Here is a 15,792-nt window from a genome sequence, read left to right as displayed (position 1 = left end):
AAAAAAAGCCACAAGTGCTGGGACTTCGTGACTCCGGCAACCGGCGTTCTGGTCGGCGAGGGCTGCCACAACGCGACGGGCGGCACGGTCGGTGGCCAGGTCGGCTATCGCTGGCAGTCGACGAACTGGGTGTTCGGCTTCGAAGGCCAGGGCAACTGGGCCGACTTTACCGGCGACAACATCAGCGCGGTGTCCGGCCTTCGCAACCAGTCCAAGATCGACTCTTTCGGTTTGATCACCGGACAGGTCGGCTACGCCTGGAACAACGTCTTGCTCTACGTGAAGGGCGGCGCCGCCGTCGTCGGTGATCGCTACCGGACCTATGATTTGGCGACCGGTCTCGAATTCGACCGGGCCAGCGAGACCCGTTGGGGCGGCACGGTGGGCGCGGGCGTCGAGTTCGGATTCGCCCCGAACTGGTCGGTCGGCTTCGAGTACGATCACATCTTCCTCGGCCACCGCACGGTCGACTTCACCGGATCCGGCAATTTTGCCGCGGCTCCGCTCGGTGCCTTCACTGCCTCCGATCGCATCAGCCAGGACGTCGATATCGGCCTTATCCGCGTGAACTATCGCTGGGGCGGCCCGTTGATCGCAAGATATTGATATCCGCTGATATTGTTTTGAGATCAAAGGCCGGCCTCGCGCCGGCCTTTGTTGTTCGGGCGCAGAATTGCCCGTGGCAATGAGTCAGTAACCATCACCTTTTGCGGCGTTGTGGCTTTTCGGAGACACAACTTGCGGCTTTGTTGGTGTAAGCATCGCGCCAGTTGGGCCGTTTGAGTCCGCTGCCCTTCCGGTCACGGAAGGCAACAACAGAAACTGGGACTGGGATTAAGTTAAAAATGAAGAAGGTTTTGTTGGCTTCGGCCTGTTTGTTCGCTCTCGCCGCTCCTGCCTCGGCGGCCGATCTCGCGGCGCGCCCCTACACCAAGGCTCCGGTCGCTCCGATTGCTGCGGTCTACAACTGGACCGGCTTCTACCTCGGTATCGTCGGCGGCGGCGCCTGGGAAGCTAGTTCGGGCGACCCGAAGATGCAGGGTGGCTTCGTCGGCGGCACCGCTGGCTACAACTGGCAGACCGGCAACGTCGTGTTCGGCGTCGAGGCCGATGGCGCCTGGGCCGACGTCAGCGCCTCGGCGGCTGGTACCGTTTTCGTCGCCGGCGTCGGTGGCATCCCCGCTTCGGTGAGTTCCAAGACCGACGCGATGGGCACCGTGCGCGGCCGCATTGGCTGGGCCGTCAACAACGTTCTGCTGTACGGCACCGGTGGTTACGCCTGGATCGACAACAAGATCACCGCGACCCTGGGCGGCCTCTCGGCCTCCGACAGCCAGTTCCACTCGGGCTGGACCGTCGGCGCCGGCGTCGAGGCGTTCTTTGCTCCGCAGTGGTCGGTCAAGGGCGAGTACCTCTATCGCAGCCTCGGCGGCGAGACCTACTTCGGTGCCGTCAACACCGGCACGCTCAACCTCCACACCGTGCAGGTCGGCGTGAACTATCACTTCGGCGCTCCCGTGGTCGCCAAGTACTAAGCTACGCTTCAGCGCCTCAGCGTGACGAAAGGCCGGCCTCGCGCCGGCCTTTTTGTTTTGCGCATCTGGCTAGGGCTAAAGGTTTCTGCTGCCAGATGCCGCCAGTGTGCCAACAATCCGTTGACGATTCGCAAGTCCCACTGGAAATCCGCCGCCGTTCTTCCTACGTTCGCTGCCATACCCATCGGCGCCGATCCCGGTTCCGGGCGAAGCGCGCCTTGACGTTGGCGCGATCGCGCACCTTTGGGCTTCCTTGAGGGCAACTCGGATGGATGAAGTGATCAAGGCGAAGCGCCAACACCAGAACGCGGGCTCCAGCCTGCGCGCAATTACGATCCGTGGCGCGCGCGAGCACAACCTCAAGAACATCGACGTCGAGATCCCCCGCGACAAGCTCGTGGTGTTCACCGGCCTCTCCGGCTCCGGCAAATCCTCGCTCGCTTTCGATACCATCTATGCGGAGGGCCAGCGGCGCTACGTCGAATCGCTCTCGGCCTATGCCCGCCAGTTCCTGGAGATGATGCAGAAGCCGGACGTCGACCAGATCGACGGCCTGTCGCCGGCGATCTCCATCGAGCAGAAGACGACGTCGAAGAACCCGCGCTCCACCGTCGGCACCGTCACAGAGATCTACGACTACATGCGCCTGCTCTGGGCCCGCGTCGGCGTGCCTTATTCGCCGGCCACGGGCCTGCCGATCGAGAGCCAGACCGTCTCGCAGATGGTCGACCGCGTGCTGGCGCTGCCCGAAGGCACCCGCCTCTATTTGCTGGCGCCCGTGGTGCGCGGCCGCAAGGGCGAGTACCGGAAGGAGCTCGCCGAATGGCTCAAGAAGGGCTTTCAGCGCGTCAAGGTCGACGGCACCTTCCATGAGCTCAGCGAGGCGCCGGCGCTCGACAAGAAATTCCCGCACGACATCGACGTCGTGGTCGACCGCATCGTGGTGCGCGCCGATATCGGCCAGCGCCTCGCCGAGAGCTTCGAGACCGCCCTGAAGCTCGCCGAAGGCCTCGCCGTCGTCGAGTTCGCCGACGCGCCGGCGGCCGCGCCTGCGGAAGAGAAAGAGAAAAAGAAGACCGCGAAGATCCACGACAAGAGCGGCCCCGAACGGATCCTGTTCTCGGAAAAGTTCGCCTGCCCGGTCTCCGGCTTCACCATCCCCGAGATCGAGCCGCGCCTGTTCTCCTTCAACAATCCCTACGGTGCCTGCCCTGCCTGCGGCGGCCTCGGCGTCGAGCAGCATGTCGACGAGGACCTCGTCATCCCCGAGAAGGACCTGACGCTGCGCAAGGGCGCGATCGCGCCCTGGGCCAAGTCGTCGTCGCCCTATTACGTGCAGACGCTGACCGCGCTCGGCAAGCACTACAAGTTCACGCTCGACACCAAGTGGAAGGACTTGCCGAAGAAGACGCAAAACGCGCTCCTCTACGGCTCGGGCGAGGACGAGATCAAGTTCTCCTACGAGGACGGGGTGCGCTCCTACGACACCAAGAAGCCGTTCGAGGGCGTGATCACCAACATCAACCGGCGCTATCGCGAGACCGAGAGCGAGTGGGCGCGCGAGGAGCTGGCGAAGTACTTCCACGACGTGCCCTGCGAGGCGTGCCACGGCTTTCGGCTCAAGCCCGAGGCGCTCAGCGTCAAGGTCGGCGGCAAGCACATCGGCGAGATCTCGGAGCTCTCGGTCAAGAAGGCCGGCGAATGGTTCGAGACCGTGCCCGATGCGCTGAACAAGCAGCAGAACGAGATCGCCGGCCGCATCCTGAAGGAGATCCGCGAGCGTCTCACCTTCCTGCTCGACGTCGGCCTCAACTATCTCACGCTGTCCCGCTCCTCCGGCACGCTGTCCGGCGGCGAAAGCCAGCGCATCCGCCTGGCCTCGCAGATCGGCTCGGGGCTCACCGGCGTGCTCTACGTGCTCGACGAGCCATCGATCGGCCTGCACCAGCGCGACAACGCCCGCCTGCTGGATACGCTGAAGCGCCTGCGCGACCTCGGCAACACCGTGGTCGTGGTCGAGCATGACGAGGACGCCATCCGGCTTGCCGACTACGTCCTCGATATCGGCCCCGGCGCCGGCATGCATGGCGGCAACATCGTCGCCGAAGGCACACCCGCCGAGATCATGCGCAACCCGAAATCGCTGACCGGCAAGTACCTCACCGGCGAGCTCGAGGTCGAGGTGCCGGAGCGGCGCCCGCCGAACCATCGCCGCACCATCAAGGTGGTGAACGCGCGCGGCAATAACCTCAAGAACGTCACGGCGGAGATTCCGCTCGGCCTGTTCACTTGCGTCACCGGCGTCTCCGGCGGCGGCAAGTCGACGCTCTTGATCGACACGCTCTACCGCGCCATCGCCCGCAAGCTGAACAATGCCAGCGAAGGCGCAGCCCCGCACGACCGCATCGAGGGCCTCGAGCACATCGACAAGATCATCGATATCGACCAGTCGCCGATCGGCCGCACCCCGCGCTCGAATCCGGCGACCTATACCGGCGCCTTCACGCCGATCCGCGAATGGTTCGCCGGCCTGCCGGAGGCCAAAGCGCGCGGCTACGAGCCCGGCCGCTTCTCCTTCAACGTCAAGGGCGGCCGCTGCGAGGCCTGCCAAGGCGACGGCGTCATCAAGATCGAGATGCACTTCCTGCCCGACGTCTACGTCACCTGCGACGTCTGCAAGGGCAAGCGCTACAACCGCGAGACGCTGGAGGTGCTGTTCAAGGGCAAGAGCATCGCCGACGTGCTCGACATGACCGTCGAGGAAGCCGCCGAGTTCTTCAAGGCGGTCCCGCGCGTGCGCGAGACTTTTCAAACCTTGCACCGCGTCGGGCTCGATTACATCCATGTCGGCCAACAAGCGACGACGCTATCCGGTGGCGAAGCGCAACGCGTCAAACTGGCAAAAGAGCTGTCCAAGCGCGCCACCGGCCGCACGCTCTACATCCTGGACGAACCCACCACCGGCCTGCACTTCCACGACGTCAAGAAGCTGCTTGAGGTGCTGCACGAGCTGGTCGCGCAGGGCAACACCGTCGTCGTCATCGAGCACAATCTCGAAGTCATCAAGACAGCAGACTGGGTCATCGACCTCGGCCCCGAAGGCGGCGATGGCGGCGGCGAGATCGTCGCCTGGGGCCCGCCGGAAGACATCGCAAAGGCGCCGCGGAGCTATACGGGCAAGTTCCTGGAGCCGGTGCTGAGGAAGGCACGGAAGCCGAAGCGGCGGAGCACGAGCGAGGCGGCGGAGTAACCCCAATAATCAACTGAAAAACTTGACTTTTTTATCTATTTTGCTAACATCAATCGTTCTCGAATTTGGCTTCGGGGATGGGTGCGGGTTCGAATCCTGCCGTCTGGTTTGTTGCGGTCACCTTTCTGCTAGCTTTGATCCGATTTTGGATCGATGGAAGGAGGGAAGTTATGACCAATACAAAGATGAGTCGCCGTAAGGCACAGATGAAACGTAGCCGTCGAAATGTTGTTTTCGCACTGATCGAAACGATTTGGGCGATCGCAACGAATTGGGTAGCAGCGTTGGTGACCCTCTCCATCCATGCGAAGGGCGCTCCCGATAATGGGAGCGCCCTTTCTTCTTGAAGTTGCAGCGCTGTTGATTACTCTTTCAGCTCAACCGACAGAGCATGAGCTGGGAGGGTGGGAGCTTGGCAATTGATATTACAGGCGTATCCGACGCTCAATTTGCCGGTCTGCTAGCTCGCGGCGAAGGACATTTCTTAGATTTCAAGGCCAAGGAAGTATCACCTTCGAAACTCACGAAATCGCTTTCTGCGTTCGCCAACGCTGATGGTGGCGAACTCTTCATCGGGGTTTTGAATAGTGGGTCATCGAGCAGCTAGACGGCAGTGTCAAAGTTACACTTCGGCATGAGAAGCTGGCTTCGCCGGAAGAAATTATCTGCGAATACTTGAGAGTGAATTTGGAAATCAACAACGCGAAGGCGCGTGAAATCACGTTCATTGGGTCGGAAAACTCCGTGAAGCGAATATTCAACAAAATGATGAAGAGTAAGATCATCGAACGAATCCCAGATAGGCCTCAGGCGAAAACAGGCTACAGGAAAGGTTCAAACTTTCCGGTCGAGGTGCCACAGTAATATCGAGCCAACCGAGCAATCAGATCTTAGTCTTTGCAAATCTCGTCCATGCCCTACGCCCTCGCCATCTTCGATCTCGACGGCACGCTCGCCGACAGCTTTCCGTGGTTCCTGCGCACCATCAACGATGTCGCCGACCACTTCAATTTTCGTCGCGTGAAGGATGAGGACATCGAGGAGCTGCGGCATGCGTCGAGCCGCGAGATCCTCGCCCGGCTCGAGGTGCCCTTGTGGAAGCTGCCGGCGATCGCGCGACATGCGCGGCGGCTGAAGGCGGAGGCAGCTAGCGAGATTCCTCTGTTCGCGGGTGTCGAGGCGATGCTGCGGATGCTGGCCGAGAACGGCGTGCAGCTTGCGCTGGTGACTTCCGACAGCGAGGCCAATGCGCGCGAGAAGATCGGCGACGCTGCGTCGCTGTTCGCGCATTTCGATTGCTCTGCGTCACTGTTCGGCAAGCCCGCGAAATTCCGCCGAGTCATCCGCCGCGCGGGTGTCGAGCCGGGCAAGGTGATCGCGATCGGCGACGAGGTCCGCGACATCGAGGCGGCGCGGGCCGCGGGAATTGCCTGCGGGGCCGTGTGCTGGGGCTATGCGGCGCCGGCGGCGCTGCGGGCGCTGGGGCCGGACCACGTATTTGAGCGGATGGATGCGATTGCGAAAGCGATCTGCCAGAATCGTAGGGTGGGTTAGCCCTGCGGACTGCGCGAAGCGCAGACCGCTTGGCGTAACCCACCACTTCCGTCACCGCGGACACCAAAGAGGTGGGTTACGCTGACGCTAACCCACCCTACGCAACCGCCCTACTCCGTCCTCCTCAAAAACATCCCGAACGCGCGCGGGCCGTCGCCGGTCTTGACCTCGCCGATCACCTTCAGCTCGGCCGCGTCGATGACATCAAGCACGTTGCTCTCCCAGCAGGCGACGACGACGCGCTTGCCGTCAGCGGTCGCATTGATGCCTTCCGGATAGTCGCCGACATTGATGCGCTTGATCGGCTTCAGCGTCGTCAGGTCGAACACGCTGACGGCGCCGCCATATTGGTCGGTGACGAAGCCGCGTCCTTGCGCCAGCGCCACCGCATAGGGGCGCATGCCGACCGGCACGCGGGCGACCTCGCGGCTTTCAGCGATGTCGATCACGGAGACATCATCGGAGCCGACATTGGCGGTGTAGGCTCGCTTGCCCTCGGCATCGATGGTGACGCCGAACGGGCGGGTGCCGACCTTGATGATCGCCTTGCGCTGGCGCGTCGCGGTGTCCACCATCGAGACGCTGTCGTCGTCGCGGTCGGCCGAGAGCAGTAGCTTGCCATCGGGCGTCACCGCAAGCCCCGACGGCGAGGCGCCGACCGCAATGCTGGCCGTGACACTGCGGCTCGCCGCATCGATCACCCGCACCGCCGCCGCGTACCAGTCGGCGACATAGACTGTCTTTCCGTCTGGCGCCACGGCGATGCCGAGCGGACCGCCGCCGACCTCGATGCGGCCCGCGACCTGGCGCGCAGCCGCGTCCACCACCGTCACCGCCTTGGCGTCGGGGCTCGTCACATAGGCAAAGCGTCCGTCGGCGCTGACAGCGACGCCCGCCGGCTTGCCGCCGATCGGGATGGTCGCGATGCTGCGCGCGGTGGCGAGGTCCACGACCATCAGGTCGTCGCTGAGCTGGTTGGTGACGAACGCCTCATCAGCGAACGCGCCGCCGGGACTGACGAGGCAAAGGCCGGCGGCGAGCGCCGCCAGGACCAGCGCCCGCAAGCCCAGCGCCCGCACGATCAGCTACCGCTCTCGATCTTCTTCTTGAGCGCCTCCAGCCCGGTCTTGTAGAGCCCGCTCACCGCGGTCTTGGCGGCCTCGTCGCTCAGCTCCGGCGGCGGATCGTTGTTGGGATAGCCACGATAGAACGCGCCGGCCCATTCCAGCTTCGCCTTGCCGTCAGGCGCGGGCGACACCGTCAGCGTCGAGGAATAATTGGTCACCGGCAGCACCTTCACGTCGACCTTGGTGATCCGGTACGAATAGCTCATCATGTCGGGCTCGTATTTGTAGAGCTCCTCGTCGACGGTCGCGCCGCCCGTCAGCGTCAGTTGCCGCGTCGCGCCGACCTCGTTGCCCTTCTCGCCCGTGGTCTTGGTGACGGGCGGAAGCCAGCTCATGTCCTGAAAGTTGCGGATCGCGGCCCAGACCTTGTCCTGCGGCGCGTTGATCTCGATGGATTCCCGCACCTTCTGCCGCGTCGGTCCGTGAGCCCGGACCGGCTCAAAACCGGCCGTCAGAGCCATCCCCGCCACCGCCAGCGCCGCCACCCCGGCGATCGCCGTTCCGCTTCTCGTCCGCATGTCGTTTCCTCACTCTTCAATCTGCGCGGCTTGAGGCGCGCTGGGGTCATCGTAACGCATTTTTGGACGATGGGGAGACCCGTTCGTGGCACGGTCGTGGCGAGGCCGCGGCCCGCAATCCACACCATTCATTGCGTTGCCCGACGGGCAAAACACCCCGGAGCAGGGTCAAGATGTCCACGCCGAAATAATTCGCTTTACTCGAATTCGGAAATGTCGCATGTTTCGGCTACCCCAACCCGGGCCGAGGGGCGGATCGCGATCGTCACGAACGCGGGATGGGACGTGGTGGACGCAGGCGGCGTCGGCGCGAAAGGTGATTGCAGGGCGGGTCACTCCGTGAGCAGCTACCTGCGCGCACACGACCGGTGCAGCCTGCGTACGACAAAATCGTGTGGTCCTGGCGCCCGGGGTCTGTGCGCCAAGGCTTGCGGTGACGTCGCGGCCCGACCGGGTTCGCGCCGTCAGCCATCCGCAAGGCGACGGGGGCAATAGTGCATCGCTCCCCGGGGAGAGCACGACATAAGCCGTAAAACCACTGCGCAGGGAAGGCCGGACGTTCAGGCTGCCCTGTATGCCGCTGTGCATCTGTTTTCCAGCGCATTTGCGCACAGCGGACCGCGGGTGCCAGCCGGCGCCCGGCCTTCCCTGCGCCCTCGGCACTTTCGAGGGTGATGACTGAGGCAAAGCTCGGACACAACGTGCCGCGAGAACGGGAAACCGCGCGTGTAATCAAGCTTCGAACATGAATGGACTCGCTCTCGTGCCCCGGACGCAGCGCAGCGCCCCTTCGGCGGTGCGCTGCAGAGCCGGGGCCCATGCAGCGGCACGACGCGTGGGCTCCTGGGTCCCGGCTCTGCGCCGCAACGCTCACGCGTTGCAGCTGGTCCGGGACATGAGAGTGGAAAATGTTGCGCTCCACACTCCTCATTGCGAGGAGCCCCTTACGACGCGACAGAGAACGACCGCCAACGGCGCTATTACTCCGCCAGCGTGGCTTCCACAAATCCGCGCGGGTCGTCGCAAAACTCCCGCATCACCCGGTAATGATCGGTCTGCTCCAACGTGACAGGCTCAAGCCCGTACTTGCGGAGCCGCAGCAGCTGCGCGTTGGGATAGGCCATCAGCATCGGCGAATGGGTCGCCATGATCACCTGGCAGATGCGGGACTCCTCCATGCGTCGCAGCAGCCTCAGGAATTCAATCTGCCGCGCCGGCGACAGTGCGGATTCCGGCTCGTCGAAGATGAAAATGCCCTGACGCTGGCAGCGCTCCTCGAAGAAGCGGAGAAAACCCTCTCCATGGGAGTGGGACAGGAAATCGGGGCCGACCTGGCCGGCATCACGCGCAGCCTTGTCCAGATATCGCGCGACCGAGAAGAAGCTCTCCGCACGAAAAAACCAGCCATTGGTGATCTTCGGCAGCCAGCTTGCGCGCAGCGCCCTGGAGAGCTGGCCGCCCATCTTCTCGCGCGCTTCGGAATGATCGACCGGCATGTAACCCTTGCCGCCACCGGCATCGTCATAGCCGGCGAGCGCTGCGATCCCCTCGAGGATCGTCGACTTCCCGGCGCCGTTCTCTCCCACGATGATCGTGATGGCCGCGTCGAAGCTGAGCTCGAAATCATCGGGGAAGATGGGCAGGCAGAACGGATAGGCCTCGCGATCGTGAACTTGCGACGGATCGAGCCAGACCCGCTTCAAATACGGCGCAGGCAGGTTGATCGTTCGATTGCCTCTTCGTGCCATTGCCCGCCCCCTGAAAGTCTCCACCAGAACATACCAGGAACACGAGAATTGCAAAAGCGGAATCTGCACCCACTCGTCCAGGCCCAGCAGGCTAATCCACCACCTCCAGCACCAGCTCCATGGTCATCAGCACAGGATTGTCGCCGCGGATCAGACGGCCCTCCGCAATGCCGCCGGTGTAGTCGATCAAGGCAACGTCCAGCGCGGCTTCCAGCGCACCGGCGGGACCGGGCGCGATTGCACCGGCCGTGATCGCCAGTTCGGTGGCAAACGGCTCGGTGACGCCGCCATGGGCGAAACGCGCGCCGATGGTCGAGCCGACGCCGCCATGAATTTTCGCACGCGCAATGCCGTGTGCACGGCAGAAGCCTTCGAGGCAGAAGGCAAAGTCCTGATTGGGCCGCAGCCGCAGCGCGAAAGCGCGGCTCGTCGTGCGCGCGCCGATGCGCGCGGCCGACACCGGCCCGAACAGCTTGAAATTGGTCTCCGGATCGGGCTCGGCGGTAAACATCGCACCTTCAATGCCGAAGGCCTCGACCTCGAACGGTTCGGCAACGATGGTCTCATCCGGCATCATGTGGCCGCCGCTCGCCTTGCCATCCGCCTCGGTCCACAGCCCATGACAATGAAAGAACGGCGCGCCGTCGCGCATGCCGAGCGTCATGCTGCCGAGCTTCGTGCGGGTCACGCCGCCGGGCCGGTAAGTGTCGCTGTAGAACGCGGCGTTCTCGCCGGTCTTCGACAGCGCAGGCATGACATAGGCGAACGGCCCAAGCGTGCCGCGCCGGAAATTCAGCACGCCGCCGGCAAAACCTTCCGCGGCAAAGCCGCGCCGCGCGGCTTCCAGCAGTGGCAGACCCGCTTGAAGCGTGAATGCGAAAGCGCGTCCCCTCGCCTCCACCCATTGAATGCGTTCTGGGACCGGCGTGCCCGGCTGCTTGATCCTGCGCATCACCTGCGCTCAGCCCGTCCTGGTCTTGTCGAGGTCGAGCAGCCCGCGCGCCTCGAGCTCGTCACGCACCATGCGCTTCGGCACCTTGCCGTAGCCGGATTTTGGCAAGGCCTCCCAGAAGAAGAACCTCTTCGGCATCTTGTAGCGCGGCACCTTTGGCGAGAGGAACGCCGCCATCTCCGCTTCGCTCACAGGCTTCGCGCCCTCGCGCGCGACGCAGACGGCAACGCCGACCTCGCCCCAGGTCGCATCGGGCACACCGAGCACGGCGACCTCGCCCACCGCGGGATGGGTCAGGATCTTCTCCTCGATCTCGCGCGGATAGATGTTGGAGCCGCCGGAGATGTACATGTCGGAGGCGCGTCCCGTAATGTAGACGAAACCCTCCTCGTCCATGTGGCCGAGATCGCCGGTGCGGAACCAGCCGTTGCGGAACGCCTTCGCATTGGCTTCGGGGTTGTCGTAGTAGCCGGCGAACACGGCAGGCCCGATCACGCAGATCTCGCCGCTCTGGTTGGCTTTGAGCTCCCGGCCCTCGTCGTCCTGGATCGAGACCTGCATGCCGGTGCGCTCGAAGCCGCAGGTGCCGATCTTCGCATGCGGGCCGTCCTCGGGATCGTGCAGCGCGGCCGGCAGCACGGTGATGTTGCCGGTGACCTCGCCAAGGCCGAAATACTGCACGATCACCCTGCCGAGCTTCTTCAGCGCAGCCTTCTGGTCTTCGCGATACATCGGCGCGCCCGCATAGATGACCTGGCGCAGCGAGGAATGATCGTATTTGTCGGCGGAGGGATGCTCGACCATCATCTTGAGGATCGTCGGCACGGTGAAGAGATTGCCGACGCGATGCGCCTCGATCAGGCGGAACGCCTCGTTGATGTCGAATTTTTCGGTCGGCAGCAGCACGGTGCATGCGCCACGCGCGGTCTGCATCAACTGGTGCACGCCGGCGCCGTGCGACAGCGGCGCCACCACCAGCGAGGCATCCTGCTCCGTCACCCCTGGTGTCAGGTCGGCGAGATGATTGGTGACGACGAATCCCATCTGGCCGTGGGTCAGCACGGCCGCCTTGGAGCGGCCGGTGGTGCCGGACGTGAAGAAGAACCAGCAGGGATCGTCGTGCTCGACAGCGACGTTCGCCACGTTCGCGCCGGCCTGCGATGCAATGGCATCGGCAACCGTCCGCTCGCCGAACGCGGCCCTGCCATCGATGCTCCAGGTGAATTCCAGCGCGCCGCCGCTCACGACCGCAGCGTGCTCGGGAAAATCAACATGGCACAGAAATGCCTTGGCGCCGGAGGCCTGCGCGAGATAGCTGACCTCGTCCGGCATCAGGCGGAAATTGGTGGGCACCCAGACCGCGCCGAGCCGGAACGCGGCGAACATAGAGACGAACATCTCCTCGCCGTTCTTGGAATGGACGAGAATGCGGTCGCCCTTGGCGATGCCACGCGCGGCAAGCGCTGCGGCCAGCGCCGAGACCTGCGCATCGATCTCGCGCCAGGTCCAGGATTTGTCTCCCCAGACGAAACCGGGACGCGCGCCATGCCGCCGCGCATTCTGGGTCAGCATGTAAGCGAGATTCATGACGCGGCGGGACATGCGCAGGGGCTGCATGGGGCTTCCTCTTCGACGACGGACAGCGCACAAGCTGCCCGCTCATTGCAGCTCATTTATCGCCATCGCCAGCGCCCCTGCAAGGCCGGCCGCCGTGGACCTGCTGCCCTGCGCGTTCAGGGAATCTTAAATATGATTGGCGCAACCTCGGTTAGTTCTCGCGTACAGAGTGCCGCATCATGGTCAAAGCGCCCGCCCTCCTGCTGTTGTCGTTGGCGCTGGCCGGATGTGCCATGGGGCCGCAGACGCATCTGGCTTCCGATCCCGCCTTCAAGCCTGCGCGTTATGCCTGGGATGGCGCCGGTCAGGATCCCAATCAGCCGCGCGCTTCGTCACAACCAACGCGGACCGCTGCCCGATCCGAGCACAACAGGTCGCAAGCTGGCGTTCAGCCCTATTCGAAGGAGTGGTGGCAGGCACAGGACGGCATCGAGGCCGAGCAGGACGCCAGGGTCAACCGCTCCCTGCTCATCTGCCAGGGCTGCCTCCGCACGCAGCCTCAGGCCGAAGAGTCCAGGCTCGCCAAAGCGGGCGATTGAACCGAACGACCTCAGCATCGGACAGCTGCCGACCCAACCGCGCGTTACGGCTTCGTACGCGCGGCTGGCAGCTGGAGGGGCAACGACATGAGCGACGTCATCGCCTGCCGAAATCTACGGCCTATTGTCCGTGCTTGAGCAAGTCCTGGTCGGTCATGTCCCAGTCCTGCCACAGCTGGAGTATGCCGAGCAGCACCACCACCGCACCGAGGCTCGTGTGATAGATGCGGAGAAAGCCCTCACCGGAATAGCCGATCACGTAAGGCGAGGCGATGAGCCACAGCCCGACCAGGATTGTCGCCACCTCTTCCCAGCGCTGCAAGGCGACATATTCGAGCTGGCTGATGCCAAACACGACCAGACCGATCGCGACCGTGTTCAGGATGACCGTCTGGTGTCCGGCGATCGCCTCCTCCTGGACGGGGAACCACGGCGAAGCCACGATCAGCGCGCCGACCAGCATCCCGCACCAGTCCTCCCATGTTCGATGAGTCTTCAAGAAACCAAAGTCCGACATCGTACCCTCCTGCAAAAGAGGCATACGTCTGCGGCCGGCGATCACGACACTCCGAATATCTGGCGACCCTGCCGGCCGCATTCGGGCGTATGTCCTTGCTAGGACGTGGGAACCGCCATGGGACATGCAAGGGCGGAGTCCGGAATTATTGACGCTGCGGCACCAGGCAGGTGCATTTGCAACTGGCTTCCGTGCGGCAAACTGCGTTGGCCGCGCCTTGCCAAAGGCGGGCTCGGCCCCCTAGATCAAAGGCTACGCTCTCTTCGGAAGGATCTGCCATGGCGGCATCGGTACGTGACAACAAGGACAGGAGCCGGTTCGAGCTCGATGTCGGCAGCGACATCGCTTTCGCCAATTACCGGCTGACGCCGTCCGCCGTCATCATCACCCACACCGAGACGCCGCGCGCACTGCGCGGCCGTGGCATCGGGTCCGAGCTGGTCAAGGGCGCGCTGGACATGATCCGGCGCGACGGCAGGAAGGTGATCGCCGGCTGCGGCTTCGTCGTCGACTATCTCGCCAGGCATCCGGAGGACGCGGATCTGGTCGCCTGAAAGCGAAGGGACCCGCGAGATCGCGGGCCCCTGCGGCACGACCCGGGGCGGGTCAGTGCTTGATCTCCGGCGGCAGCTTCCCGCCGTTGGCGGCGAGCTTGGACATCACCTGCTTGTGCAGCCAGACGTTCATGCTCGCCGAGTCGTTCATGTCGCCGCTGTAGCCCAGCTCCTTGGCGAGATCCTTGCGCGCAGCGAGGCTGGAATCGATGTCCAGCGCCTTCATGAGATCGACGATCGAGGTGCGCCATTCCAGCTTCTCGCCCTTATGTGCGGCCGCCGCCTTGTCGACGATCGCCGCCACATCGACGGCGGCCATGGGCGCGGCGGCCGGCGCAGCATCGCCCGGCGCCCCTGCGGGCGCGCCGGGCGATGCTGCGCCACCGGCGGGCGCGGCGGTGGCCGGCTGGCTGCCGAAGATCGCGCTCATGATTTTCCCGAAAATGCTCATGTCTGCTCCCCGAAAAGGATCCGTTGGAAGGGCCTTATAGACGAAGTTACTGCGCTGTGCCCGCGAAGCTCCGCGAACGACCAGCAGCATCAGCTTATCTGCGGCGAAATGACGACAGAATGACGTCGTTGTGGTTGCGCCGCGGGATCGAATTTCACCCAAGCGTGAGGGACAGGACTCGGACTTGGGAGTATGCTTGCCGTTCAGTTCGCGATGCCATCCGGAATTCGCGTCTGGTCGGGATCGCGAAATTTCAAAGAATGGCGGCCGCTTGCGCCGTTGCCGGCGTCGGACTCGGCCGCCCGGCAAGGGAGCTAGCGACCATGGCCACACTCTATCAGGGCAATGTCCCCGGGATGGCCCAGCCCTCAGATGCGGCTGGACCGGTGATCCGAACCATCCGACTGTCAGATCTGCAGGATGCGCTCAGGCGCGGCTGGGAAGACTTCAAGGCCGTTCCGAGCCACGCTATCATCCTCTGCGTGATCTACCCGGTGCTCGGCCTCGTGCTCGCCCGCGCGGTGATGGGCTATTCGGTGCTGCCGCTGTTGTTTCCGCTGGCTGCCGGCTTCGCGTTGATCGGGCCATTCGCGGCGCTGGGACTCTACGAGCTGTCCAGCCGGCGCGAACGCTATGAACCGGCCAGCGCCTGGGATGCCATGGAGGTGCTGCGCTCGCCTTCGTTCGGTGCGATGCTCGGCCTCGGCACGTTGCTGCTCGCCCTGTTCGTCACCTGGGTTGCGACCGCGCAGGCGATCTATATCGCGGCATTCGGCTACGAGGGCGTCACCGGACTCTCGGACTTCATGACGCGCGTGCTGACCACGCAGCGAGGCTGGTGGCTGATCGCGGTCGGCTGCGGCACCGGCTTCCTGTTCGCGCTCGCCGCGCTCTGCATCAGCGTCGTGTCGTTCCCCTTGATGCTGGACCGTCATGCCGGCGCGTTCGAGTCGATGGTGACGTCGTTGCGCGTCGTCGCAAGAAACCCGGTGCCGATGGCGGCCTGGGGCGTGATCGTGGCGGTGCTGCTCGCGCTCGGGACCATACCGGCGTTCCTCGGCCTCGCCGTGGTGATCCCCCTGCTCGGTCATGCCACCTGGCACCTCTACCGCAAAGTGATCGCCTCGGAGCCCGGGGCACGGCCGGTACCGCCCCCGCCGCATCGTCCGCGCAAGCCCGCCGCCGACTTCCCGGCCAACCTCTTCCCGTGGCGAAATCGGACGGACGCCTGACGATATCGTGACATGCGATCCTGCCCCGGCTCGGGCAGGATCGCAGCTGGTGTGCGCCTTGCTTTGGCCGCGGTTCCAACCGAGATTGCGCCCGTCGGTCAGATCGCTTCTCAGATCGCTTCACGGAATTCATTTGCTCGAATGACCCCGACGATTTCCCGTCTCGCTCTCGCAGCCCTCACCCTCTCCGCGTTTATT

16 protein-coding genes are annotated in these 15,792 nt (G+C 64.1%); 9 read left to right on the top strand and 7 right to left on the bottom strand.

Going from position 1 to position 15,792, the window contains the following annotated elements:
* From IC50_RS07750 to IC50_RS07735, 6 genes are all read left to right on the top strand, one after another.
* A partial coding sequence (locus tag IC50_RS07750) for an outer membrane protein (RefSeq protein ID WP_035702640.1) occupies positions 1–606 on the top strand: 606 nt, incomplete at its 5' end.
* 239 nt (positions 607–845) lie between these two features.
* Complete coding sequence (locus tag IC50_RS07745) at positions 846–1,535, top strand: outer membrane protein (protein ID WP_035702631.1); 690 nt, start codon at positions 846–848, stop codon at positions 1,533–1,535.
* A 268-nt stretch (positions 1,536–1,803) separates the two neighbouring features.
* Entirely contained in the window at positions 1,804–4,785 is a 2,982-nt protein-coding gene (gene uvrA / locus IC50_RS07740; RefSeq protein ID WP_035702629.1) for an excinuclease ABC subunit UvrA, read from the top strand.
* A 170-nt stretch (positions 4,786–4,955) separates the two neighbouring features.
* On the top strand, positions 4,956–5,132 hold the full coding sequence (locus IC50_RS41180; protein ID WP_157460920.1) for a hypothetical protein: 177 nt from the start codon (positions 4,956–4,958) through the stop codon (positions 5,130–5,132).
* Positions 5,133–5,197: 65 nt separating this feature from the next.
* Positions 5,198–5,392, top strand: a complete 195-nt coding sequence (locus tag IC50_RS38960; RefSeq protein ID WP_157460918.1) for an AlbA family DNA-binding domain-containing protein — start codon at positions 5,198–5,200, stop codon at positions 5,390–5,392.
* 305 nt (positions 5,393–5,697) lie between these two features.
* Positions 5,698–6,339 carry an HAD-IA family hydrolase gene (locus IC50_RS07735; RefSeq protein ID WP_035702627.1) on the top strand — a complete coding sequence of 214 codons (642 nt, stop codon included), beginning with the start codon at positions 5,698–5,700 and terminating at the stop codon, positions 6,337–6,339.
* A 110-nt stretch (positions 6,340–6,449) separates the two neighbouring features.
* Here IC50_RS07735 and IC50_RS07730 read toward each other — a convergent pair whose 3' ends face one another.
* The 5 genes from IC50_RS07730 to IC50_RS07710 form a co-directional block, all read right to left on the bottom strand.
* On the bottom strand, positions 6,450–7,403 hold the full coding sequence (locus IC50_RS07730; RefSeq protein WP_035702638.1) for a YVTN family beta-propeller repeat protein: 954 nt from the start codon (positions 7,401–7,403) through the stop codon (positions 6,450–6,452).
* Positions 7,404–7,420: 17 nt separating this feature from the next.
* Positions 7,421–7,984, bottom strand: coding sequence for an SRPBCC family protein (locus IC50_RS07725; RefSeq protein ID WP_035702625.1), 564 nt, complete (start codon positions 7,982–7,984; stop codon positions 7,421–7,423).
* A gap of 980 nt (positions 7,985–8,964) precedes the next feature.
* Positions 8,965–9,732 (bottom strand): AAA family ATPase, encoded by a 768-nt coding sequence (locus IC50_RS07720; RefSeq protein ID WP_035702624.1) that lies wholly within the window; start codon positions 9,730–9,732, stop codon positions 8,965–8,967.
* A gap of 91 nt (positions 9,733–9,823) precedes the next feature.
* Positions 9,824–10,684, bottom strand: coding sequence for a PCC domain-containing protein (locus tag IC50_RS07715; protein ID WP_035702623.1), 861 nt, complete (start codon positions 10,682–10,684; stop codon positions 9,824–9,826).
* 9 nt (positions 10,685–10,693) lie between these two features.
* Positions 10,694–12,301, bottom strand: coding sequence for an acyl-CoA synthetase (locus IC50_RS07710; protein WP_035702622.1), 1,608 nt, complete (start codon positions 12,299–12,301; stop codon positions 10,694–10,696).
* A 179-nt stretch (positions 12,302–12,480) separates the two neighbouring features.
* On the opposite strand from IC50_RS07710, the gene IC50_RS07705 reads away from it, so the two are divergent.
* On the top strand, positions 12,481–12,840 hold the full coding sequence (locus tag IC50_RS07705) for a hypothetical protein (protein WP_035702617.1): 360 nt from the start codon (positions 12,481–12,483) through the stop codon (positions 12,838–12,840).
* A 121-nt stretch (positions 12,841–12,961) separates the two neighbouring features.
* On the opposite strand, the gene IC50_RS07700 is transcribed toward IC50_RS07705, so the two are convergent.
* On the bottom strand, positions 12,962–13,357 hold the full coding sequence (locus IC50_RS07700) for an SPW repeat protein (protein WP_035702635.1): 396 nt from the start codon (positions 13,355–13,357) through the stop codon (positions 12,962–12,964).
* Between the two features lie 278 nt (positions 13,358–13,635).
* Between IC50_RS07700 and IC50_RS07695 the strand changes: the two genes are divergently transcribed.
* Positions 13,636–13,911, top strand: coding sequence for a GNAT family N-acetyltransferase (locus IC50_RS07695; protein WP_035702614.1), 276 nt, complete (start codon positions 13,636–13,638; stop codon positions 13,909–13,911).
* 52 nt (positions 13,912–13,963) lie between these two features.
* Here the strand turns inward: IC50_RS07695 and IC50_RS07690 are convergent, their stop codons facing one another.
* Positions 13,964–14,362, bottom strand: a complete 399-nt coding sequence (locus IC50_RS07690; RefSeq protein WP_035702612.1) for a DUF3597 domain-containing protein — start codon at positions 14,360–14,362, stop codon at positions 13,964–13,966.
* Positions 14,363–14,685: 323 nt separating this feature from the next.
* Here IC50_RS07690 and IC50_RS07685 point away from each other — a divergent pair, with 323 nt between their 5' ends.
* Positions 14,686–15,594 (top strand): DUF2189 domain-containing protein, encoded by a 909-nt coding sequence (locus IC50_RS07685; RefSeq protein ID WP_035702633.1) that lies wholly within the window; start codon positions 14,686–14,688, stop codon positions 15,592–15,594.
* Positions 15,595–15,792 lie beyond the last annotated feature (198 nt).

The sequence above is a fragment of the Bradyrhizobium genomosp. I (2014) genome, assembly GCF_000261685.1.
Classification (GTDB): domain Bacteria; phylum Pseudomonadota; class Alphaproteobacteria; order Rhizobiales; family Xanthobacteraceae; genus Bradyrhizobium.
This window is presented reverse-complemented; position numbering and strand designations above follow the sequence as displayed.

Excerpts from the sequence above, each read along its gene's own strand:
- IC50_RS07745 (WP_035702631.1), top strand. The coding sequence starts at position 846 with ATGAAGAAGGTTTTGTTGGCTTCGGCCTGTTTGTTCGCTCTCGCCGCT.
- uvrA (WP_035702629.1), top strand. The coding sequence starts at position 1,804 with ATGGATGAAGTGATCAAGGCGAAGCGCCAACACCAGAACGCGGGCTCC.
- IC50_RS41180 (WP_157460920.1), top strand. The coding sequence starts at position 4,956 with ATGACCAATACAAAGATGAGTCGCCGTAAGGCACAGATGAAACGTAGC.
- IC50_RS07735 (WP_035702627.1), top strand. The coding sequence starts at position 5,698 with ATGCCCTACGCCCTCGCCATCTTCGATCTCGACGGCACGCTCGCCGAC.
- IC50_RS07725 (WP_035702625.1), bottom strand. The coding sequence starts at position 7,984 with ATGCGGACGAGAAGCGGAACGGCGATCGCCGGGGTGGCGGCGCTGGCG.
- IC50_RS07720 (WP_035702624.1), bottom strand. The coding sequence starts at position 9,732 with ATGGCACGAAGAGGCAATCGAACGATCAACCTGCCTGCGCCGTATTTG.
- IC50_RS07715 (WP_035702623.1), bottom strand. The coding sequence starts at position 10,684 with ATGCGCAGGATCAAGCAGCCGGGCACGCCGGTCCCAGAACGCATTCAA.
- IC50_RS07710 (WP_035702622.1), bottom strand. The coding sequence starts at position 12,301 with ATGCAGCCCCTGCGCATGTCCCGCCGCGTCATGAATCTCGCTTACATG.
- IC50_RS07705 (WP_035702617.1), top strand. The coding sequence starts at position 12,481 with ATGGTCAAAGCGCCCGCCCTCCTGCTGTTGTCGTTGGCGCTGGCCGGA.
- IC50_RS07700 (WP_035702635.1), bottom strand. The coding sequence starts at position 13,357 with ATGTCGGACTTTGGTTTCTTGAAGACTCATCGAACATGGGAGGACTGG.
- IC50_RS07695 (WP_035702614.1), top strand. The coding sequence starts at position 13,636 with ATGGCGGCATCGGTACGTGACAACAAGGACAGGAGCCGGTTCGAGCTC.
- IC50_RS07690 (WP_035702612.1), bottom strand. The coding sequence starts at position 14,362 with ATGAGCATTTTCGGGAAAATCATGAGCGCGATCTTCGGCAGCCAGCCG.
- IC50_RS07685 (WP_035702633.1), top strand. The coding sequence starts at position 14,686 with ATGGCCACACTCTATCAGGGCAATGTCCCCGGGATGGCCCAGCCCTCA.